General features: G+C 64.4%; 13 protein-coding genes. 9 read left to right on the top strand and 4 right to left on the bottom strand.

The features are described 5' to 3' along the window. Positions 1-19: 19 nt before the first annotated feature. The 3 genes from FF124_RS15200 to FF124_RS20960 all read left to right on the top strand — a co-directional run bounded on the left by FF124_RS15200 (position 20) and on the right by FF124_RS20960 (position 3061). The gene (locus tag FF124_RS15200; RefSeq protein ID WP_138749339.1) at positions 20-1069 is read left to right on the top strand and encodes a LacI family DNA-binding transcriptional regulator; all 1050 of its coding nucleotides are present in this window, start codon (positions 20-22) and stop codon (positions 1067-1069) included. Between the two features lie 141 nt (positions 1070-1210). Next, the gene (locus tag FF124_RS20965) at positions 1211-2203 is read left to right on the top strand and encodes an HAD-IC family P-type ATPase (RefSeq protein WP_342777066.1); all 993 of its coding nucleotides are present in this window, start codon (positions 1211-1213) and stop codon (positions 2201-2203) included. A gap of 6 nt (positions 2204-2209) precedes the next feature. Continuing rightward, the gene (locus tag FF124_RS20960; protein WP_342777065.1) at positions 2210-3061 is read left to right on the top strand and encodes an HAD-IC family P-type ATPase; all 852 of its coding nucleotides are present in this window, start codon (positions 2210-2212) and stop codon (positions 3059-3061) included. 17 nt (positions 3062-3078) lie between these two features. Here the strand turns inward: FF124_RS20960 and FF124_RS15190 are convergent, their stop codons facing one another. Both FF124_RS15190 and FF124_RS15185 read right to left on the bottom strand, forming a co-directional pair. Next, a complete protein-coding gene (locus FF124_RS15190; protein WP_138749338.1) occupies positions 3079-6150 on the bottom strand; it encodes a CHAT domain-containing protein in 3072 nt (1023 codons plus the stop codon). A gap of 14 nt (positions 6151-6164) precedes the next feature. Beyond that, positions 6165-7922 carry an alpha/beta hydrolase gene (locus FF124_RS15185; RefSeq protein WP_138749337.1) on the bottom strand — a complete coding sequence of 586 codons (1758 nt, stop codon included), beginning with the start codon at positions 7920-7922 and terminating at the stop codon, positions 6165-6167. A gap of 151 nt (positions 7923-8073) precedes the next feature. Between FF124_RS15185 and FF124_RS15180 the strand changes: the two genes are divergently transcribed. The 4 genes from FF124_RS15180 (at position 8074) to FF124_RS15165 (ending at position 18032) form a co-directional block, all read left to right on the top strand. Continuing rightward, positions 8074-10257 (top strand): caspase family protein, encoded by a 2184-nt coding sequence (locus tag FF124_RS15180; RefSeq protein WP_138749336.1) that lies wholly within the window; start codon positions 8074-8076, stop codon positions 10255-10257. Continuing rightward, positions 10254-12353, top strand: a complete 2100-nt coding sequence (locus FF124_RS15175; protein WP_138749335.1) for a mechanosensitive ion channel family protein — start codon at positions 10254-10256, stop codon at positions 12351-12353. The genes FF124_RS15180 and FF124_RS15175 overlap by 4 nt, the downstream gene beginning before the upstream one ends. A 97-nt stretch (positions 12354-12450) precedes the next feature. Next, on the top strand, positions 12451-17307 hold the full coding sequence (locus FF124_RS15170; protein ID WP_138749334.1) for a CHAT domain-containing protein: 4857 nt from the start codon (positions 12451-12453) through the stop codon (positions 17305-17307). Positions 17308-17357: 50 nt separating this feature from the next. Next, positions 17358-18032, top strand: a complete 675-nt coding sequence (locus tag FF124_RS15165; RefSeq protein ID WP_187326965.1) for a peptidoglycan-binding domain-containing protein — start codon at positions 17358-17360, stop codon at positions 18030-18032. 3 nt (positions 18033-18035) lie between these two features. Here the strand turns inward: FF124_RS15165 and FF124_RS15160 are convergent, their stop codons facing one another. Beyond that, complete coding sequence (locus tag FF124_RS15160; protein ID WP_138749332.1) at positions 18036-18767, bottom strand: DUF4396 domain-containing protein; 732 nt, start codon at positions 18765-18767, stop codon at positions 18036-18038. 192 nt (positions 18768-18959) lie between these two features. On the opposite strand from FF124_RS15160, the gene FF124_RS15155 reads away from it, so the two are divergent. Next, positions 18960-19451: a BON domain-containing protein gene (locus FF124_RS15155; RefSeq protein ID WP_187326964.1), complete on the top strand. Its 492-nt coding sequence runs from the start codon at positions 18960-18962 to the stop codon at positions 19449-19451. A gap of 113 nt (positions 19452-19564) precedes the next feature. On the opposite strand, the gene FF124_RS15150 is transcribed toward FF124_RS15155, so the two are convergent. Next, on the bottom strand, positions 19565-19816 hold the full coding sequence (locus FF124_RS15150) for a glycine zipper domain-containing protein (protein WP_138749330.1): 252 nt from the start codon (positions 19814-19816) through the stop codon (positions 19565-19567). Positions 19817-20396: 580 nt separating this feature from the next. Here FF124_RS15150 and FF124_RS15145 point away from each other — a divergent pair. Next, complete coding sequence (locus FF124_RS15145) at positions 20397-21698, top strand: Gfo/Idh/MocA family protein (RefSeq protein ID WP_138749329.1); 1302 nt, start codon at positions 20397-20399, stop codon at positions 21696-21698. Positions 21699-21702: the final 4 nt, after the last annotated feature.

Raw genomic sequence — 21702 nt, 5'->3', positions numbered from 1 at the left:
CCAAACGGGGAAGGTTTCGATGACGGCAAGAGGCAAGAAGATCAGTCAGGCGGATATCGCGCTTCGCGCCGATGTCTCGATCAGTACGGTCTCGCGCGCGCTCGGCGGCGCCCAGCGCATCAGCCCGGTGGTGCGCGAAAGGGTGCGCCGCATTGCCGAGGAACTGGGCTACAGCGAGCGTGAAAGGGCTTTGCCCGCGCGCATGCCCGAGGCGGAGATCAAGACCGTGGTCTACCTGCCCATGCATCCGGTCACGGGCGGCCTGCATCCGATCTTCCAGGAAACCTATGACGGCATGGTCGCCGCCGCCGCCGAGAACGGGCTTCAGCTTTTTCCGAAGCTTATCCCCGAGGAAGACCTGGATCTCGACTTCGTCACCCGCCAGGCAGAAGCGCATGGAACCGCGACCGCCTTCATGTTCTATGTCGACCCGATCCCTGAAGTCGCTCGTTTCTTTCAGGAAAACGGAAGTCTGGTTCTGGTCAACAATGTCGACACCAAGATGCGGTTCGACAGCGTCATCGTCGACAACTACGCCGGCATGAAGCTTGCCACCCAGGCGATGCTGGATGCCGGCCACAGACGGCTTTTGTTTGTTGCGGGCAATCTGCGTTACAGCCCGCGCGAACGCATGCGCGGCTTTTTCGACGCCGTCTCGGAATGCCCGGATGCCAACGGCGAACAACTTGTCATCGGCCACGACCGCCACGAAACCGCGCTGGAATATTTCAAGCGCTATTTCGGCGAGCACGAAAGCTGGGACTGGACCGGCATGGTCTGCGGCAATGACCTGATGGCGATCGGCACGATGCAGGCCGCGCGGGAGAACGGGCTGACCGTGCCGGACGATTTCTCCGTCATCGGCTTTGACGATATAAGCTGGTCGGCGATGACCGCGCCGCGCCTCGACACGATCCGCTATGACCGCATCGGCATGGCCGAGGAGGCGATCCGGCTTCTGCGCCGGAGGATCGAAAAGCCCGACGCGCCGGTGATCAAGGCGGTCCAGGGCGTCACCTATACGGCTGGCGGATCGATCCGGCGGATCGGAAGTGGCATCGCCACATAGCGGGTAAGCGGGTTTCGACGCTCTAGACCGTCAAACCGCCTGTGGCATGACCTCGATCATTGTCCGTTTTTCACGTCCATCAAGAATGGATGTGATGAACAGCGAAACGGCGGGTCGGACTGCCCGCGAAAGGCGCAAGCCATGATGTCCCGCGAACAGCTGCGGCGATTGCTCGTCGCGTTTCCCCTTGTCGGCCTGACGGTCGGTCTCGTCGCGCGCTTTTCCGGCGCCGCCGATTTGGCAGTTGCGGCCTTTTTCGCTGCGACCCTGCCGGTGCTTGTCTTCCTGGTGGCGGATGCGGTCTCCTCGCTGAAGCGCGGCGAATTCGGCATCGACCTTCTGGCGGCGCTGTCGATGACGGGCGCTCTCGCCTTCGGCGAGACGCTCGCGGCCGCCATTGTCGCGCTGATGTATGCCGGCGGCAGCTATCTCGACGTGCTGGCCGATCGTCGCGCGCGCCGGGAGATGACGGCGCTTCTCGAACGGGCGCCGCGCACGGCGCTGCGTTATCGCGACGGGCAGACCGAGGAGGTGCCGGTGGAAACCATCCTGCCGGGCGATCGCCTGCTGATCCGCCGGGGCGATGTCATTCCGGCCGATGGCGAACTTCTCTCGGGCGTGGCCGTGCTCGACCAGTCGGCGCTGACGGGCGAAGCCGAGCCTGTGCGCCAGGCCTCCGGCGGCAGCCTGTTGAGCGGAGCGACCAATGTCGGCAATGCCTTCGACATGACGGCGCGACGGGCGGCTGCCGAAAGCACCTATGCCGGGATTGTCCGACTCGTGGAGAAAGCGCAGGGCGCAAAGGCGCCGATGGCGCGCCTTGCCGATCGCTACGCATTGTTCTTCCTTGCCGCGACGCTTGCGGGCGTTGCCGCCACCTGGTGGATCACCGGCGATCCGCTGCGCGTAGTCGCCGTGCTGGTGGTGGCCACGCCGTGTCCCCTGATCCTTGCCGTGCCGGTGGCGCTGATGTCCGGTGTCTCCTCTGCGGCCCGGCAGGGCATATTGCTGAAGGGCGGCAAGGTGATCGAGGCGATCGCCTCGGTACGTTCCGTCGTTCTGGACAAGACCGGGACGCTGACCGTCGGCAGGCCCGGACTGACGCATATCCATATTGAGGGTGGCTATGCGTAGGAGGAGTTGCTGCAAATCGCCGCCTCGCTCGATCTCGCCTGCAAGCACCCGATGGCAAGCGCGCTTGTCGCAACGGCGAAGCTGAAGGGGCTTTCGCTCAGCCAGCCCGAAAGGGTTGTCGAGACGCCGGGCGAGGGGGTCGAAGGCTATGTGGACGGGCGTTACGTAGTCGTCGGCGGCCGGCATTTCGTCGAGGCGCACCGGCGGGACAAGCGTTGCTCCGGCGGTTGGGCAAAGCCCGCGACGCCGGCCGGCACGTCGGTGGTCCACGTTCTTGTCGACGGCGAGCACGTCGGCGAGTTGCACTTCTCCGACCGGGTGCGCGAAGGCGCCAGATCGGTCTTCGATACACTGAGAGGCAACGGCGTCGAAAATATCGTGCTTGCGACCGGCGATGCCGAGGCAGCGGCGCGGCACATGGCCTCCGGTCTCGGCTTCGACCGGGTGCTCTCAAATCTCACCTCCGACCAGAAGGTGTTGAGCGTGCTCTCCGAGCGCAAGAACGGCGCGGTGATGATGGTCGGTGACGGCGTCAACGACGCGCCGGCGCTGGCGGCGGCCGACATCGGCGTCGCCATGGGCGCGCGCGGCTCTGCGGCCTCCGTCGAGGCGGCGGATGCGGTGCTGTTGCTCGACGATCTCGGCCTTCTGGTCCCTGTCTTCTCGATCGCCCGCCGCACCATGCGGATTGCCTATCAGAGCATGATCGCGGGCATCGCGCTTTCCGTCGTGGCGATGGGCTTTGCCGCCGCCGGTTATCTCGATCCGGTCGCCGGCGCGCTGTTGCAGGAAGCGATCGACCTTGCCGTGGTGCTCAATGCCCTGCGCGCCCTGTCATCCGGCCGTGACGGCAACTGATGGCCAAGACTTGCGCCTCACCAGCCGACGGTGACGAAGGGCGCCCAGACGCCGGGATGGCTCCAGGACGGGTTTTCCGGATCGTCGATCATCGCGAGGATCGACCGGCGGAGCGCCCTGGCGCCGCTGTCATTGTCCGGCATGTCGGCGAGCGCGTCGAACATGCCGGTCGTCAGCGCCACCGTGGCGTCGCTCTGCACCGCCCAGTGCGAGACGACGAGGCGGCGCGCGCCGGCATAGAAGAAGGCGCGGGCGAGGCCAGACAGGCCCTCCGAGCCTTCGCCGCCCTGGCCCTGGGCCGTATTGCAGGCCGAAAGCAGAACCCAATCGGCGTCGAGCTCCAGCGCGGCAATTTCGCTTGCCGTCAGCAGGCCGTCGCGCATCCCCGCCATGCCGGCGACCTGATTGTCGAGCGGCGTCAGCGCCAAGGCCGGCTCGGTGAGCCCGTTCGCTTCTCCGCCCATCAGACCGTGGGTGGCAAAGGCGATAATCGCGGCGTCCTCGAGGGCCGTCCGGGCCAGCGCGTCCTCGTTCGCCGCATCGCCGAGCAGCAGCGTGCCGCTATCGTCGGCGACAATGGCGTTGAGCGTTTCCAGTTCGACGCCGGTTTCCGGCAGCGGCGCGAGCCTGAGCCAGGCAGGATCTTGCCGGAAATGCGGATTGCCGATGCCGAGAAACCCGCCGACCGGACGCGAGGCGTTTTCAGCGCGCAGGGCGCGGAGCGTCGAGGGCAGGGGAAGCGTGGCGAAGGCATTGTCGCGGATCGCCCAATGGGCTTCGGCAAACCGCGCCGGCCCGGTCACGCTTTCATCCGGGGCTTCGGCGACCATGGCCGCAAAGGGGATCGCCTGTAATGGCCCGTCGGGGGCAATCAGCAGGGTCGCGCCCTCGGGCAGCAGGGCATGGACGGGGCCGAGCGCCTTTTCGTAGAGCGCATGGGACAGCGCGAGGTCGAACCCGCCCTCCGGCGTCTCGGCCGGTCCTGAACCGAGGTCGAACGGGGTCATCGCGCCGCGCACGGGCGCGCGCAGCGGTCCGCGCGGATCAAGCGTCGCGCGCAGCTTGCGCACGGTTTGCTCAAGCCAGCCATCATCAAGCACGGTCCGGTCCCAGATGACGTTTTCGCGGGTCACGGCGAAGATATGCAGGCCGCGCCCGGTGAGGAGGTAGGTCACCAGCGCTTCGTCGGCGCGCAGCAGGCCGCGTGCCACCTCAAGCGAGAGCGGTCGGCTGGCGACGTAGTTGCCGTAGTCGGGATAGGCTGCGTCGAGTTCGGCTTCCACCGCATCAAGGCGCGGCTCGATATCGGCAAGCAGATCGTAGCGGGTGATCGTCTCCTCGCCGGCGCGCTCGAGAATGCGGTTGCGTTCCGCAATCAGCGCGTCGCGCTGGCGCAGCAGCAAGGCAAGTTCATCCGAGCCGGCGCTCATGCGCGCTGTCATCGCCGCGATCGCGCGGCCCGCGCTGCTCTGGCGGGAAAGCTGGATCTGACGAAAGGCATCGTCGAGAATGTCCGCATAGTAGCCCTCTCCGGCGGAAGCGGCGTAGCCCTTGGCAAGCGCATCTTCGAAGGGAAACACGTAGGGACCGGTCTGGTTGAAGGCTTCATCGACATTTGAGGCATCCATCGGCCCGATGATCGTGCGGGCCTCCAGCAGATCGAAGCCTAAATCGACCGCCTGTTCCATGATCTCGGAAAGGCGGGCGATCTGTTGCTGCTGCAGCCCTTCGGAACGCGCGGGAATGCCGCTCAGAAAGGCCTCCGCCGCGCCGGCAGCGGTCTCGGAGAAGGTGAGCTGCAGATCGAGATCGTCACGGAGTTCGCCCTCCACCGATACGCCGAGGCGGGCGAGACCGGAAGCTGCGGCGGCTGTCTCCAGCAGCGAAGCGGCGGTGGAATAATAGACGTCCTGATAAAGCGTCCGCGCGCGATCCATCATGCCGAGGGTCTCGGCCGCGCGGGCAAGCTTCAGGCGGGTGTCGGCGAGCTTGTGCCGCGCAAAGCTGTCGGAGATGAAGAGGTCATCGATCTCGTCAAGCGTGGCAAGCGTGGTTTCAACGAAACCGCCTGCGGCCGGGTCGTCCAGCGCAGGCTCGTCCACGGTGCTGACCATGATCGAGACGATCTCGAGAAGATCGACGGCGTCCTCATAGGTCAGCGCCGCGCCCTTGTCCGCGATGACGGCCATTTGCTCCATCAACGCATCGACATCGGCTTCGCTTAACCCCTCCGCGGTCGCGACGATCAGCAGCGACCGCATGACGGCGGCGCGCGCCTCGTCCAGATGTTCGGCGTTATCAAGCGCGGCCCTTGCCGTTCCCGCCGCCGCCTCACGCGCATCAAGTGTCCATTCCAGCACCGCGAGACGGGCGAGCGCCCGGGTGCGGAAAGGTTCCGCCGCTGCGGTAATCAGGTCGAGAAAGGCGGCGCGCGCCTCGATCTCGAAGCCCTGAGCGGAGAGCGCCTGGGCAAGCAGGTAGCGATCATGGGAATTTTCCGCGCCGGTCAGCGCCTCATGATTGGAAATCGCCGCGGAGAGCGGATCGATCGTCAACCTCGCCGAGGGCACGGTCGATGAGCGGGCCCAGAGATAGGCCTCCTGCACCCGCATGGCCGCGAGCGTTTCGGGCGCAAATCGGCCGGGCTCGCCCTCATTATAGGCTTCCGCCAGGCCGACGCCGGCCGAATAGGATGCAGCCGCCTGCGCAATGAAACCGAGCCGCGCCTTGGCCCAGCCCTCGACAAAATAGAATTCCGGATAGCGGCTCACCAGTTCCGGGCGATAGGCAAAGGCCGCCTGCGTTGTATTCAGGGCCGCATTCGCATCGCCTGCATTCACATAGGCTAGCGCGAGATAATAGGCGAGGCTGGCGCGTTTGATCGGATTGCCGGGGTTCCGGTCATAGACGGCGATCGCCTGTTCCATGACGGAAGCCGCCGCATCGTAGTCGCCGCCCTGAAACAGCGTCGAGAATTGCTGGAACAGCGCCTGGAACGAAGTTGCGCCCTCCTGGCCCCGCGCCGGAACGACGCTGAGCAACAGCGCAAGCAGAAGAGCGGCAAACGGCAGCTGCCGACCAGGTGACACCAAGCGCGCGGACGTCAATTCGCGGCCTGTCCCTCGGGCGCGATATAGGTATCGAGCCGGCCTTCGATCTCGCTTGCCGCCGCCTGATCCGTGACGAGTTCGGAAATCAGGGCTGAGATATCCTCGCGTGAAATATCGTTCTTGCTCCACAAATGGCTGATCAGACCGATCATGGTTTTGTCGAAACAGCCGCCCTTTTGATATTTCCAGGCGGTCTCGCCCGTCGCGGTTTCGGTCTCGGTCATGCCGCACCGCACGTTCGGCGGCGGGTTGCGCCAGATCAGCGAAACGATGTCGGCAAGCGCGGAACTGTCATCGGCGAAATAGGTATGCGCCAGCATGTCCTCGCCGAGGTCGGACATGTCGATCGTGTCGAACAGCTCGTCCGTCGTCACGCTGTCGCCGCCCTGACCGGCGCGCGGCGCATTGCCGTGCAGCTTCCTCGAGGCGACCAGCGCCCAGTCGTTTTCCGAAGTGTAGAGGGTCAGGCGCTCGGCCAGCGGATGGATGGTCTTCATCATCTCCTTGAAAAGTCCGGCATCGACATCGGGCGCGGCGAAGAACACCTGCCCGAAGACCGGGTCGTCGCCTTCCTCAATCCCGTCCCGCAGCGCCATCAGTTCCAGCGCGTCGGTCAGCGCGCGGTTGCCCATGCTGTGGGCGACGATGTGGATCGTGTCGGCGCCGGAGCGGGCGCGCAGGTCTTCCAGAAACATGGAAAGCCGCCGTCCGCTGAGCCGGACGACTGCCGTATCGGCAACATAGCGCACCGTCTGGCCGGCGGACGGCCAGGAATAGAGCACCGGCACGCCGCGATAATCCATGTCATAGGCAAGCTGGGCGGCGCGCTTGGCGGCGGCATCGAAACGCGTATTGAAACCGTGAATGAAGACGACGATCTCCTTGCGTTCGCGTTCCGCAAGTTCGTCGTTCATCTTCGCGAAATAGGCATTCGCCTCCATCGGGTCGACCTTCTGCACCATCACGTGCTTTGCGGGCGAGGGACCGAATTCGAGTTTCCAGATGGATGGCGTCTCGATGGCGCCGGGCACATGCGTATCGGGAATGGTAACGGTGACGACGCCATATTCGAGATCACCGCGCCCGTAGCCGTAGAATTCGGCAGGGTCCGTGTCGCCGGTGCGCGCGCGGTCCGTGGCGTAGAAGACGTCGATGGCGCTGAACCCGCCGTCCTGTCCGCTGCGTCTGCTCATGCGCATCGACATGATTGCGAAATTGGCCTGACCGGCGAATTCTTCGGCCGCTGCCATATCGCCGCGCAGCCGGGCAATCTCGGCCTTTCGGTTCAGGAGATCGGCGAGGACCTGGCCTGACTGTCCGCCATTCCGGCGATAGGCGATCTCGGTATCGAGCACGCGCAAGGCTTCGCGATAGGCTTCCGTCTCGGTGTAGAACGTTGCCGCAAGATCAAGATAGGGGAGGGGATTGCGGTCAAGCTGCCCGCTCATGCGGATCGCGAAATCGGCAAGCCCCTCGGCAGCGGCCGCCGCTGCCGCCGTTTCGCCGGCCTCGCGCAGGATGTCGAGCCTCAGCGCCGAAAGATCGAAATAGATTTCGGGGTCCGGATCGGGCGAAGCTTCCAGTGCTGCAATGGCCGCGTCAACCATGGCAAGCCGCTCCGCTAGAGCTTCGACGGCAGCCAGTTCAAGCTCGAAGCCGATCGGATCGAAGGGCGCGGCTTCCTGGGCGAGGACCGGCGGCGAAACGATCACGGGTACGAGGGCGAGGAGGGCAATTCGCGCAAGACGCATGTTTCAGGCCTGTGAAATTGACGATTGAATATCAGCTAGTCTATCGTCAGTGTCGACTAAGTAAACAGCCGATCTGCGCGGAAGGAGCGCAAGCTTCTATCGTTCTTTTAATCAGTTGTATAATATTGCATTTACTGCGCGGGAATTCTGCATGAGAAAACTGTTCCGTCTGTTCTTTCTGGCACTTGTCCTCGGAGCAAACGTCGCTCATGCCGAATCCCGCGCGCTGATTATCGGCGTCGCCGGCTATGATGATCCCGACATTCCCGATTTGCGCGGCCCGACCAATGACGCGCTCTTGATGCGCGACGTGCTGGACAAGTCCGGCTTTGCCGACATCACGCTTCTCGGCGATATGAAAGAGGCCGATGCGCGGCCGACGCGGGCGGCGATTTTCGAGGCCTTTGCCGGGCTTGCGGACCGGGCGCGGGATGGCGACCAGATTTATGTTCACCTCAGCGGCCACGGTTCGCGCCAGTTGGATCCGCAGGGTGACGAAACAGACGGGCTCGACGAGATCTTCCTTCCGGCCGACACGGCGCTGGCGCAAGCAGGGTCCGGTCTTGTGCCGAATGCGATCAGCGATGACGAGATCGGCGCCCTGCTGGGACAAATCCGCGGGACCGGGGCCGATGTCTTCTTCGTCATGGACAGTTGTCATTCGGGCAGCGGCACGCGCGCCTTCGAGCGCGGCATCGCCGACCGTCAGGTCAGTCCCGCCCTTCTGGGCGTCGATCTTTCGCAGGCCGCAGGGCAGAGCCGTTCTCTCGATGCCGCGCCGGATGCGGTCGGCGATGTCGCGGGCGGCGGCGGTTTCATGGCCTTTTATGCCACGCGCTCGAACGATGTCGCCCGCGAGGTCGACATGAGCGGCGGTACTGCCGGCGATGACAGCGAGTGGTTCGGCCTCTTCACCGCCGCGATCGCTTCCAGGCTCGAAAGCGGTCAGGCGCTCACCTATCGCCAGCTGTTCCAGTCGGTCCTTTCCGAACTGAACCAGGGCAGCGGCTTCGGCATGGGCGCGGTGCAGACCCCGCTCTGGGAAGGCGACATGATCGATGAGCCGGTCTTCGGCCGGCAAGGCTATGCCGGCCCGGAGCGCTTCCTCGTCGATGGCGATACGGTCGATGCCGGCAGGCTGCACGGTCTGGAGGAGGGGACGGTGATGGCGCTCGTCGCCGATATCGCCGATCCGGAAAACGCCGTTCTCGGCTATGCCCAGGTGGAGGCCGTGGAGCCCCGTCGGGCCTATCTGCGCCCGGTGGCTGACGACTGCGTGCCGGAGGCGGACGCGCTCTGCGCCTTTTCCGGCCGCCTGCCGGAGACCGCGCGTTTCGCTCAGATCGAGGCAAGCCCGGTGACGCTGACCGTTGCCTTCTCGCCGGTTTTTGAGATGGGGACCGGGCTGCCGCTGGCGTCGGAGACGGAAACCAGCACGCGTATTGCCGAAGCGCTCGAGGCCGCCTCGCAGGCAACGGGAATCGGCGCCGGTTTTCCAGAAGAGGTCTTCGACGTGCAGATCGTGCTGAAGGACAACACGCTCTGGTTCGGTCCCGCCGCAATGATCGACGACACGCCGACCGGCCTTGCATTCGACCTTTCCGGAGACGGAAAGCGCCTTGCTATGCTTCTCGCGCGCGTCCTGAAGGCGGAGCGTCTGGCGCACACGCTGGATGCGCTGGGCGAGGAGGCAAGTCCCTTCAATCCGTCACCCGTTGCCGTGAACGTGGAGCGCAATCAAAGCCCTATCGCGGTGCTCGGCGCGCCCGGTTCGGCCATTGATCCGCGCCGCGAGTGCCAGGCGGCGCTGAGGACCATGGGCGAAGCGGGTTTCAAGCCGCTTGAGGGCATGGACGATCTGAAGCAGTGCGACCTCCTGCGTTTTCGCGCCGCCGGCGCGCGCGACGGCCAGCGCGACGTCAACCGGATCCACATTGACGCGCAATACTGCATCAATGTCGACTACGAGCTGATCGAGGGCGATCAGGCCCTTCGCGATCTCGGCGATCCGATGGTGATGTGCTCCGATTGCCCGGGACCGGTGCCGTATTCGGCCGGTTATGAACGGCTCTACGTTCTTGTCAGCGAGCTTGAGGAGAACGCCGAGGCGTTGAACCTTTCCGGCGTGCTGGACAATTGCGCCGCCGCCGCCGGCACGCGCTCGGCCGCTGCCAATGCGCTGTCCGGCGTTCTGGAAGATGCCGCGGCGAGCGGCCGGACCCGCGGCAGCATGGGGCTTGGCGGCGCGCTCTCCGATCTGTGGGTCGATCGCTATGCCTGGCGGGTTCTGCCGCGCGCTTCCGCCTTTGCCCGAAACGAGGGCGCGACGCCGTGAAGACAGCAAGACCCGTGGTGCGGCTTTCCGCGCTTGCTTTCGCCATCCTTGCGTTGCCGCGCCTTTCTCTTGCCCAGGAGGTCGTCGACGCGCCGGAAAAGCTGTCGCCGATCGAGCGCTTGGGGGCCGTTCTCTCCTTCTTTGCCGACAATGCGACGGCGGCGGCCGAACGGCTTGAAGTGCTGATGCTGGGGCTTGATGATTTCCCCGCCGAGGTTTCCGGTTTCCTGCATGGGCTGAGCGAGGACGGCTTCAGCCTCGGCGCGGTCGTCCTGCGGGTCATCCTCTGTCTCGGCCTCGGCGCGGCCGCCGAAGCCGTGTTCAGGGCGATCTTCCGCCGGCTGAGGGCCGGGTTCGATCCCAAGAGCCTCGCCCAGAGGATCATCCATGTCGCCGTCGACCTTGCCGGACTCCTGATCTTCGCCATGGTCGGCGGCTGGCCGCTTCTGATGAGCGTTCAGGCCGATCCCGGCGCGCAGCTTTTCGTCGTTACCTATCTGACAGCTTTCTTCGCCATCCGCGGCTTCGCGCTGCTTGCCCGAATACCGCTGTCGCCCGGACGCGCCGATCTGAGGATCGTGGCGCTCTCCGATCCGGCCGCCGGCAGGCTCTATTGGCAGTCCGTCGGCATTTTCGCGCTGGCAATCTTCTTTCTCGCCACGACATCGCTCCTGAGGCAGGCCGGCATGCCGGCCGACGAAACGCTGACGCTCTCGCTGTTCTCGCGCTCGGTGGTCACGCTGCTTCTGATCATCGCCTGCCTGACCAACCGTTTCTCCGTGGCGGCGATCCTGGCGACCGATCCGGCCGGGCGCAGCCGCGGGCTCGGCTGGAAGTCGCTGAGCACGGTCTGGCACCTCTTCGCGATCTTCTACATCTGCCTCTCCTGGTTCGGCACGTCGCTGCTCTTGCTGCTCAACCGGCCGCAGGCGGGCGCGCTTTCGGTTCTCAGCTTCATGATCATCCTGGCGCTCGTCATCGGCTGCCTGCTGATGGATGACTGGGCGGCGCGGGCGGATGCGCGCGACCGCGCCCGGCGGCGGGCAGCGCTTGAGGCGGAACCGCAGATGGCGCTGCCGGACGACGTGCCGACCTTCGCGCAGTTCTTTGCCCGGCTGGGGCAGGCCGCCGCCGTGCTTGTGGCGCTGCTGGCGCTCATCCGCCTTTGGAGCGGCCCCTGGCAGGGACTTTCCAACCCGCGCATCACCGCGATCATGCCCTCGCTGACGCAGCTCCTCGTCACGCTGGTGCTGGCCTATGTCGGCTGGCACCTCGTGCTGATCGGCTCGCAGCGCATGCTGTTGAAGGCGGCCTATGCGGAAGGGGCGGGCGAGGCGGAAAAGGCGTTGCGCCGGAGCCGCGTGGCCACCGTCCTGCCGCTGGTACGCAACACCTTGCTGATCACGATCGCGTCGATTGCGGCGATCATCGCGATCTCGGCGCTCGGCATTGACGTGCTGCCGCTTCTGGCCGGCGCCGGCATCGTCGGCATCGCCATCGGCATGGGCAGCCAGACGCTGGTGAAGGACGTCATTTCCGGCATTTTCTTCCTTGTCGATGACGCCTTTCGCGTCGGTGATCTCGTCGATGTCGGCGTCGCCAGCGGCACGGTCGAGCGGGCCGGCATCCGATCGGTCCAGATCCGCCATCCGCTCGGCGCGATCCACACCGTTCCCTTCGGCGAGATCCGCACCATCGCCAACAAGTCGCGCGACTGGGCGGCCATGTGGCTGGAATTCCGCTTGCCGCTCGAGACGGATCTCGAAGGGCTGGAGCCGCGTTTCAGGGCCATGAACGATGCCTTTCTCTCTGACCCCGTTCATGGCCGGAACCTGGTCGCGCCGCTGGAAAATGCCGGCATCGTCATGATCGACGACAGCGCCATGGTGCTGCGCATCGTCTACAAGTGCAAACCCGGCACCCAGTTTGCCCTGCGCCCGCTCGTCTATGATGCCGTGCGGCGCATGTTCCGCGAGGCCGGCATTTCGATTGCGCCGCGCGAGGTGCGGCTCAGGGCGGAACCCGAATTCTCCTTTACGCGGCAACGGGACGTTCCGTCGTCGCTGACCAAGGGGGACAGTGATGAGGGCGCCTGAAATCGCCGGCGCGGTTGTTTCCGAGGTTTTCAACCGTGGAGGCCGGTGGCAAAGTGGGGCCTGACAATTGTCAGATGAGACGGAAGGCGGGGATGGTATGAACAGTCGGGGATCGCAATCGAGATTGGGGCAAGGCCTTGCCGCCGTCATCGTGGCCTTGCTGGCGCTCGCGCCCCTTCTTGCATCTGTCCCGGCATCTGCCCTCGAAATCTACCGCAACGGCGTGCCCTACGACATCAATGTCGCGCTGCCGGACGGCGGGGCATTCGACGCGGACGGCGTCGACCGGCGTTTCGCCCTCGGGCCGGTCGAAGGCAATCTGCGCCTGATCCAGGACCATTATGATGATTGCACGGCGCTCGTCGACGAGCGCATCTCGAACTGGAGGAAATACGGTTTTGACGAGGCCAATCAACGTCTTGTGTCAGAGAGTGAATGCAGCGTCACAATACGCAATTCCGACACTGGCGAGACGGTGAGCTCCTTCTATATCCTGATTGATGATTGCGACTGTTTCTCCGCGCTGCACTTTCGCTACGCCGATGACACGCGCGACGCCTATGAGGCCCATGCGCCGGACGTGATCGCCAGCATCCGCAGCAATAACGGTTTTGCGCCGCCTCCGGGCCATGCCGCACTTGGCAACAACGCCTATGGCCGCGCGGTCCAGGCGCTTTCGGGTCTCTCCTGCGTTTCCGAAGACCTGTTTGCCGAGATGAACGCCAATGAGCGCAACGAGTTCATGGTGACCGCATTTTCCGCCTGGTCGGCAATGACGGTGGATGACATCGCTCATCAGGCCGGGCTCTGGGAGAACGAGGGCTACAGCCTCGATCTTTCCGACGCCAATCTGCAGCGTGTCGCCGAGGCCCTGCCGGGCGCGGTTCAGGCGATGGCGGAGGATGTCGATCGCTACGGCAATCGCTTTTGTCCGTTGGTCGTCGGCATGACGACCCAGAACCTCGCTTACGGCTATGTCGGCCTCAGCGATCTGCGCTTCACCCAGCGTGACTTCAATGCGCTGTTCCACGACTATCTCCGCCTGGCGCAATCGCTGATGCAGCGTCATGGCTGCTATGACGGCGCGCTGGACGGGGCTTTCGGCCCGGCGAGCCGGGCAGCCTGGAACCGCCTGCGCGAGGGGCTCGGCCTTGACCCGCGCGCCGGAGAATTCACCCCCACGGTTTCCGATGTCGCGGCGATCGCCGATATGCCGGTCACGGGCAGGGCTTGCGTGACGGCGGAAAACGTTCTCGCCGCGCATGAAGAAGGCCTCCGGCTTCTCGACTTCCTCTATCCGCCGCACGAGCTTCCGCCGCTTGACCGGCCATGGGTCCGGGAGACCCTCGGCCCGGCCTTTGACAGGATGGCGGCGCGCAACGCGTGGACCGCGCTGGAAGAGGAAACGGCGCTCATGCTTCTTTCCGAGAAGGCGGCCTTTGCGCCGGGCGGCGACCAGCGCGCCAGGGCCGTAGCCGAACTGATGGGAGAGGGCGGCCCGGCATGGGGCGCTCCGGCCTATTTTGCCGCGATGGAGACGGCGGATGCCGGCGTTGCCTTCACGGTCGAGGCGGCGCAGCGGCAGAGCCAGATGCGCGAGGAACAGGTTTTTGCCATGCCGCTCGGCATGTTCACGACGTCGGATTACGGGCTGGTGCTGACCGTCTCCGATCGCGCGGAGACGAGCCGCGTCGCCAATGTCGTTCTCGCGCATCCCGAAGCCTTTGAAGCCCTGACGGTCGTCTCCGGTCCGGCCTTCGAGTATCTCATCGCCGAGCGGATGCTCCAGGGCGCGACCATCCACGGCAAATCCGCCGCCGCCGCGCGCCGCCTGCTGGAAGATGCTGCCTTGAAGGGCGCGCCCTATGCCAAGGCCCATCTGGCGCTGATGCTTGAATATGGCCAGGGCGGCGAGACGGATACCGATCGCGCCCGTCGGCTTTACGAAGAGGCGGCTGCCGCTGGCGAAGGCTTTGCCATGGCGCAGCTCGCAAGGCAGGCTGATGGCGCCACGCCTGAAGCGATTGCCGCCGCGCTTTCCTGGTATCAGGCGCTTGTCGATCTCGCCGGCCGCAAAGCAGAGGACTACGGACCGGATGCCGACTGGGCCTTCTCCCATTCCTGGATTGCCGATTTTCTTGCCAACCGGATGATGGACGGCAGCCCGGCGCTCCTGTCGCCTGCGGGAACGATGATGATCGCGACCGCCGCCGATCAGTCCGCCGCCTTTGCCGCGCGGCTTGCCGAGACCAATCTCTGCGCGGAATGCGGCGCGGTGCTCGATCCGATGGAGGGCGCGAAATGGTTGGCCAAGGCGGCCGAGAAGGGAGACGCTGAAGCGCTCTTCAAGCTGGCGCGGCTTCTCGATGCCTTCCCGGAAATCTCCGAATACAAGGCCGAGGACTTCCTTCGGGTGTTCAAGCAGCGCTATGAGGGGGCGCCTGAGGGTTTCGAGCGCGAAAGCATCAGGCGGGATGCGGTCGCCGGTGCTGTTGCCTATGATATGCGCATGGCGCGCGCCGACGGCGATGGCGCAGCGCCCGTCGATGTGGCGGAGGCGACGCTGGCGCGCGTCTGCGACGATGACTGGCAGAGTTGCGAAACGGTCGCCAAGCAGTTTGCCGCCGGACGCTATGGCGCCGATCTCGTTGCCGTGGGCTTTGACCGGCTGATGGCGCTCGATTCCATCGAGCTTGTCGACGTGCTCGCGGCCTATGGCGATTTTCGCGGTGCTGCCGAGCGGGCGGAGCGGGCGAAGGAGTATGAGCTCGGCGCGTTGACCGGCCCTGCCGACGATCGCGAGGGCAACAATATCCGCAACGCCACGATCCGCAGGCTGGTGGAAAACCGGGCGCCCGGCGACCTGCAATCGCTGCCCGACGGGCTTGTCGGCTTCCTCGGCCTGATGGCGTTCAACGGCGACAAGGCGGCGGCCGATTTTCTCCGCCTGATCCGCGCCGCCGATCCGGAAGCGGAGCCGCCGCTGCCGAACCTTCAGTCGGCTGCCGAGACCTTTGCGGCGGTGCGCGCGCGCGGCGGCACAAGTCTCGGCCTCGTCAATTCCGCCAGGCGTTATGGCGATGCGCTGCAGGCGGTCGGTGATAACGGCCAGGCGCTGGCGATGGAGCTGACGGCGCTTTCCGCCGAACTCCGGCTCGATCGGTTGCGCGAACTCTCCGAGGGGCCGCTGTCGGCCGAACTCACCCGCGTCTGCCATCTCTCCAATGCCAGCGAGCGCGCCTTTGCCCTTGGTTCGGATTCGCTTGCCGTGCTGCTTGCCAAGCAGGCGATCAACCGGCTGCAGGGCGTGCGGGCGGACCTCGCGACCCTGCCGGAGAACCTGCGCGGCTGCTTCCGCGACCTGATCGCCGACAATTATCGCTGGCTCGCCGACCTCTTCATCCAGCAGGACCGACTGAGCGATGCCGAATTCGTCCTCGGCCTGCTGAAGGATTTCGAGGCCTTCCAGTTCACCGATCGTGATCTGGACTTTGCCGGCGATGCCTTCGCGACCTTGCCGCTGACGGAGGCCGAGACGGCGCTTCAGGCGGCCATTGCCGCGCTTCAGCCGCCGAGCATTGCCGATGTGCGCGAGCGCGACGCCCTGCTGTCACGCCAGGAGGCGGGCACCCTGACGGGGGCGGAGCAGGAGCGGCTCAACGTCCTGAACGGCCAGCTTGCCGAAGCCGATGCCGCCTATGAAGCCGGGCTGGAGACGATCTTTGCGGCGCTTGCCGATCTTGAGGAGAGCGAGCCCGCCAGCGAGACGCCGCTTGCCGAACAATCCGTCCAGGCGACCATCCTGTCCGGTCTGGAAACCAATGCGGTGGCGCTGCATTATCTGGTGATGCCGGACCGACTCAACATCCTCCTGACATCGCGCGATGAACAGCTGAGCTACACGATCGACACCTGGAACGGCGAGCCGTTCTCGGAGGCCGCGCTCAATGCGGTGCTCGCCGATCTGCATCTCAAGTTCAACGATTTCTTCAGCGATCCGCGCGCCGAGAGCGAGACGCTCTATGACCTTCTGATCGGGCCGGTGGAGGACGATCTTGCCCGGATTGATCCCGATCTTCTGCTGCTCTCCCAGGACAGGCGGCTTCGCTATATGCCCTATCAGGCGCTTTATGATGGCGCCGAATATCTGGTGGAGCGCTATGATATCGCCAGCCTCACCAGCAGCGAGAGCGAGATCACCGGCGTTGCCGTGGCCGAAACGCCCTTTGCCGGGCTGGGGCTGACCCGCGCGGTCGGCGATTTCTCCGAGCTTCCGGGCGTGGCGCTTGAGTTTGGCGGGCTTTTGAGCGGCGACGAGCGCTACGGCTTCATGGATGGCGCTCTCGCGCTCGACGAGGCCTTCGACCGGTCAGCCCTTGCCGAGGCGCTGACGATCGGCGGGTCTTCGTCGGTCGGGGCGGGGACGGTGCATGTCGCCTCGCATTTCGTGCTCGGCACCAGCGAGGATGATTCCTACCTTCTGCTGGGCACGGGCGAGCATCTGCCGGTGAGCGAGATCAAGGGAACGTCCGGCGATTTCGATTTCTCCAATGTCGACCTTCTGACCTGGTCGGCCTGCGAGACGGGCCGGGCCAATCCGGGCTCGGACGGACGCGAGATCGAAAGCCTCGCCAAGATCACCGGCGAGCGCGGCGCCAAGGCAACGCTGGCGACCCTCTGGCCGGTGCTCGATATCTCGACGCCGCTGATCATGCAGCGCTTCTATGAACTGCGCGAATTCGGCGGTCTCTCCAAGGCCGAGGCGCTGGCAACAGCCCAGCGTGAATTCATCCAGCGCCGGATCGGCGATCGCGATGTGCTTAACAGGGAAAGCGTCGTCTTCCAGACCGCTGGCCGCCTCGGCCTTCCCGCCGATCCGGGGTCGCCGATCACCTATGATTTCGATCACCCGATCTTCTGGGCGCCTTTCATGCTGATGGGGAACTGGCGATGAGAATTAAAAAATCCGCACAAGCCTCTGTTTTTTTGTCTGTTCTCTTGTCGGTGTCATCCGTTTTCGCGCAACAGGATACGGCCGAGACGATCAGCGGCACCTGTTATGCGCTTTCCTTCGAGCGGGGCGAGAACGACGTCCGCAATCTGATGCTCAGGCTTGATCCGTCGGACAACGAAGACAGCGCCCCCTATCTGATGACGCTCAGCCTCAGCTATTGGGATGTGCCGAACGAGCGGTTCGGCACGATTGCCGGCTGTTCCGGCGGCGACAAGATCCACTGCAGCATCGATTGCGACGGCGGCAATGCCTATCTGACGCTCGCCGATGGCGGCGTTCTCAATCTGGAAAGCGAGCGTCTGCGTCTCGAGGACAATGAGCTGATCGACAGCGCGCTGGCCAATGTCATGGATGCCGACGGTGGCGAATTGCGCGGCAATTTCGTGCTGACGCCCGTTGACGACGAGGCCTGCATTGCCGAGCCGGAGGCGATCTTCGCCGAACTTGAGATCGGCGACATGCTGCCGAGGGTGACGGCGCTGGAAGCCTCGCTCAACCGGTTGGGCCTGTTCCTCGCCTATCCGGACCCGGTCTTTGACGAAAAGACGAGGGAAGCAGTGGTCGCCTTCCAGATGCAATATGGCTTTGCGCCGACAGGCGTCGTCGACCAGGCGACCGATCAGGCGCTCAACACGATCGTGCGCTCGACCATCGGCGGCTGCTGAACCTTACATCTTCTCCTTGATGCCTCTTGAAACGAGCCACCAGTTGACCGGATAGGCCGTCGCGAAACCGGCCCACATGGCGATCTGCATCATGAACCAGAATTCGACCGTGGGCACCTCAAGCTTGACCCCGAGGAGATGGCGGAACAGGTAGAACTGGGCAAAGGCCATGAAGCCATACATGCCCACCTGCCAGGAGGTCAGCGACAGGAAGTCGGCCTTGACCGCCTGAACGAGGCCCTGGGCGGGCGTCAGGTCGCGCATCGGCTTGATCGTGAAATACTGGGAGATGACGCCGAAGGAAAAGGCGAAGATGAAGTCGAGGATCCACACGGCGAACATCTTCTCGGCAAAGATCGTCTGCCAGCCGAACCAGACGGCGACAGAGGGAACCAGGAAGGCAAGCCATTCCGCCACAAGGTCGCCGAGCGCGCAGCCCGAGCCGCAATGGACAGCGCCCTTGCCGACCATGACGGCAAACGGCGTCTCGGCCATGTTTGGCGGCGTCTCGTCGTTTTCCATGGCGTGGTGATGGGCCGCGCGGGTGGCAAGCCGGCCATAGCGGAAATAGGCCCACAGCGCCGCAACCGAGCCGAACAGCGCGACAAGGGGCCAGACCACATTCATGATCCACATATGCTGCGGGTTCCTGGAGACATCGATTGCGATGATGATCGCACACCCGAGGCCGGCGAGGAGGGAAATGATGGCGAGCAGATGAAGCCATACGGGCATGTTTCATCTCCTTTGGCATTTGACGCGGTGAAAATCCGCGCGCTTTGAATGAACGTGCTTATGTCTAAAACCTCCGGGCCGAACTTGTTCCGGGACGCCTGGCAGACCCATTCGGCTGACTTCGCTCAAAAGGGAGAACATTTCCCGTTCCCAGCCGTTTCTTCCGCACAGACATCTGAAAGGAGAAACGCCATGGCTGGTTCAAAGACGAAGCCGCATGAAACGCCGCGCGAGGAGGACTATCGCGACTACGAGGATCGCAATCTCGATGACGGCTGGCCGTATTCGGACGAGGAAAACAGGCCGGGCGCGCGCAATGCGCCCTATGGCGCCAATCCCGCCAATCTCGACCGGCGCGAAACGCCGGGCGCCCAGGTCTCCGAGGATACCGCCGTCCACACCGCCCAGCGTCTGGCGCCTGAGCCGGAAGATACGACGGTTGACGATGACGGCCTGTCGGATGCCATCACCCGGCTGATCGATGAAGACGAGCGCTTCAACGCTGATCTCGTCACCGTGACGGTGCGCGACGGCGTGGCGATGCTGAGCGGCGAGGTGGAGACCGAGCCGGAGCGGCTGAAGCTCGAAACCCTGGTGCTCTCGGTCAAGGGCGTGCGTGATGTCGAGAACGAGGTGGTTCTGATCGGCGTCGATAGCCACGTGCCGCCGGATTTCGATGAGTAGCCGAACACCATTCGCCAAGTGCGAAAGAAGAAGTCGCCTCACTGAGGCGGCTCAGACTGCTGTAGTCAGCCAAAAGAAAGGCCGGCAATGAAACCGGCCTTTCTGCATACAGGTCACTTCGGGCAGGCGGCCACATAGCGTTCGCCATTGGCATCGCGATAGTAGCAACGGCCCGGCTCGTTTGCGCGGCCGATCAGTGCGCCGGCGGCAGCACCCACGGCACCGCCAAGTGTCGCGCCGCCGACATCGCCCGTGACGGCGGTGCCGACGGCAGCGCCGGACAGTCCGCCAACTGTTGCACCCTGCTCGGTCGCCGAGCATGCGCCCAGTGCGCCCAGTGCGATAGCGAAGAGCAGTCGTTTCATGATTTTTCGCTCCAGTTGCGAGTTTCGTCGTGACCGGCCGGCCTCACGCCGAAGAACCGAAGACGTGCCTTCCGGTCGCCCGATGGCGGCAAAGCCCCGGCTCGGCATGGCGGCTGCACTTGGGCCAACCAGACGGGGCCGCGATTGTTCCATACTTTTCTCCGCTGAGTTTCGGACTGCGTGAACTGACGACCCGGATGCCCGGAACGCGCCGCACCACCAAAGGCTGATCGGGCACGATTGATTCTGATCTGCTAGTCTGGCAGAATTCATTTTCCAGCATTGTCGCCTCTCGATTCTCCCTGATCCGCCGGTGTTCCGGCCCGGCCGAGAAACACAACCCGGCGCCGGTAAGCGGTGTGATCTGGAGGGGTATGCGTGCTGAAAGCGTTTGGGAGGTCGCAGCGTATGGCAATGCGTCTGCGGCGGGAGCACTGGAGCGCCGTGCGTTCATTCGGACGTACAAAGGACGCTCCAGCTATTGAATCTGCGCATCGTGCTTTGCGAAAGTCGATTGCGATTTTCGGGCCGATGCGCCAGGGCCGGCGGCAGTTTGCCGGCCGGTCAGAAGGGCAGGATCATGAAATACGCCATCGTCGGAACCGGGTCGCGGCACAAGATGTTTCGCGGCGCCGTTGCCGAAACCTATGCCGATCGCAACGCGCTTGTCGGGCTTTGCGACATCAATGAAAAGCGGCTTGCGCTTTCGGCAAACGCCGTACCGGCCTCCGGCAACGGCGTCGCCACCTATCGGGCGGAAGATTTTCCGCAGATGCTGAGCGAGCAGAAGCCGGATACGGTGATCGTCACCGTTCCCGACTATCTGCACCACGACTATATCGTTGAGGCGATGCGGGCCGGCAGCGACGTCATGACCGAGAAGCCGATGACGATCGACCTAGAGAAGCTGAAGGCGATCCTCGACGCGCAGAAGGAAACCGGCCGCAAGGTGACGGTCACCTTCAACTACCGCTACACGCCGGCCCGCACGCAGCTGAAGGACATCCTGATGTCCGGCGCGATCGGGGACGTCACCGCCGTCAGCTTCCGCTGGTATCTCGACCGCGTCCACGGCGCCGATTATTTCCGCCGCTGGCATCGCTACAAGGATCAGTCCGGCGGCCTGCTTGTGCACAAGTCGACGCATCATTTCGATCTCGTCAACTGGTGGCTCGGCTCCTCGCCGGTTTCCGTCTCCGCCCATGGCACGCGCTCCTTCTACCGGGCAGAAACGGCCGATGCGCTGGGGCTCAATCCGCGCGGTCCCCGCTGTCACAGCTGTCAAAGCGCCGGAAGCTGCGACTTCCGGCTGGACCTTGAAGCCGACCCGGCGCTGAAGGCGCTCTATCTCGATGCCGAGGACGAGGACGGTTATCTGCGCGACCGCTGTGTCTTCGACGACGACATCACCATCGAGGATACGATGCAGGTGCAGGCGGTCTATGGCACGGGCGCAAGCCTCAATTACACGCTCTGCGCCTATTCGCCCTGGGAAGGACTGGAAGTGAAGTTCTACGGCACAAAGGGCGAGCTCTCGCACCGCCATGTAGAGGTTCACGGCGTCTTCGGCGGCAAGCGGGAGAAGGCCGCCGGTTCGGAATCGATGACGACCACGCTGCACCTGGCCGGCCAACAGCCGCGGCAACTCGACGTCTGGGAAGGCGAGGGTGATCATGGCGGCGCCGACCCGGTCATGCTTGGCTATCTCTTCGATCCCGATGCCGGCGAAGACCGTTACGGCCGTTCGTCTTCCCATATCGACGGGGCCTGGTCGATCCTGACGGGCATTGCCGCCAATCGCTCGATCGAGACGGGTGAGACCGTGCACATCGACGAGTTTCTCGCCGAACATGGGATCGACCTGCCGCAAAAGGAATGGTGACCGT

This window comes from Martelella lutilitoris, assembly GCF_005924265.1.
Taxonomy (GTDB): Bacteria; Pseudomonadota; Alphaproteobacteria; order Rhizobiales; family Rhizobiaceae; genus Martelella; species Martelella lutilitoris.
This window is presented reverse-complemented; position numbering and strand designations above follow the sequence as displayed.

Bases quoted from the DNA above. Each gene is read 5' to 3' on its own strand.
- FF124_RS15200 (WP_138749339.1), top strand. From the start codon at position 20: ATGACGGCAAGAGGCAAGAAGATCAGTCAGGCGGATATCGCGCTTCGC.
- FF124_RS15155 (WP_187326964.1), top strand. From the start codon at position 18,960: ATGGCTGGTTCAAAGACGAAGCCGCATGAAACGCCGCGCGAGGAGGAC.
- FF124_RS15185 (WP_138749337.1), bottom strand. From the start codon at position 7,922: ATGCGTCTTGCGCGAATTGCCCTCCTCGCCCTCGTACCCGTGATCGTT.
- FF124_RS15180 (WP_138749336.1), top strand. From the start codon at position 8,074: ATGAGAAAACTGTTCCGTCTGTTCTTTCTGGCACTTGTCCTCGGAGCA.
- FF124_RS15160 (WP_138749332.1), bottom strand. From the start codon at position 18,767: ATGCCCGTATGGCTTCATCTGCTCGCCATCATTTCCCTCCTCGCCGGC.
- FF124_RS20965 (WP_342777066.1), top strand. From the start codon at position 1,211: ATGATGTCCCGCGAACAGCTGCGGCGATTGCTCGTCGCGTTTCCCCTT.
- FF124_RS15170 (WP_138749334.1), top strand. From the start codon at position 12,451: ATGAACAGTCGGGGATCGCAATCGAGATTGGGGCAAGGCCTTGCCGCC.
- FF124_RS15150 (WP_138749330.1), bottom strand. From the start codon at position 19,816: ATGAAACGACTGCTCTTCGCTATCGCACTGGGCGCACTGGGCGCATGC.
- FF124_RS15145 (WP_138749329.1), top strand. From the start codon at position 20,397: ATGAAATACGCCATCGTCGGAACCGGGTCGCGGCACAAGATGTTTCGC.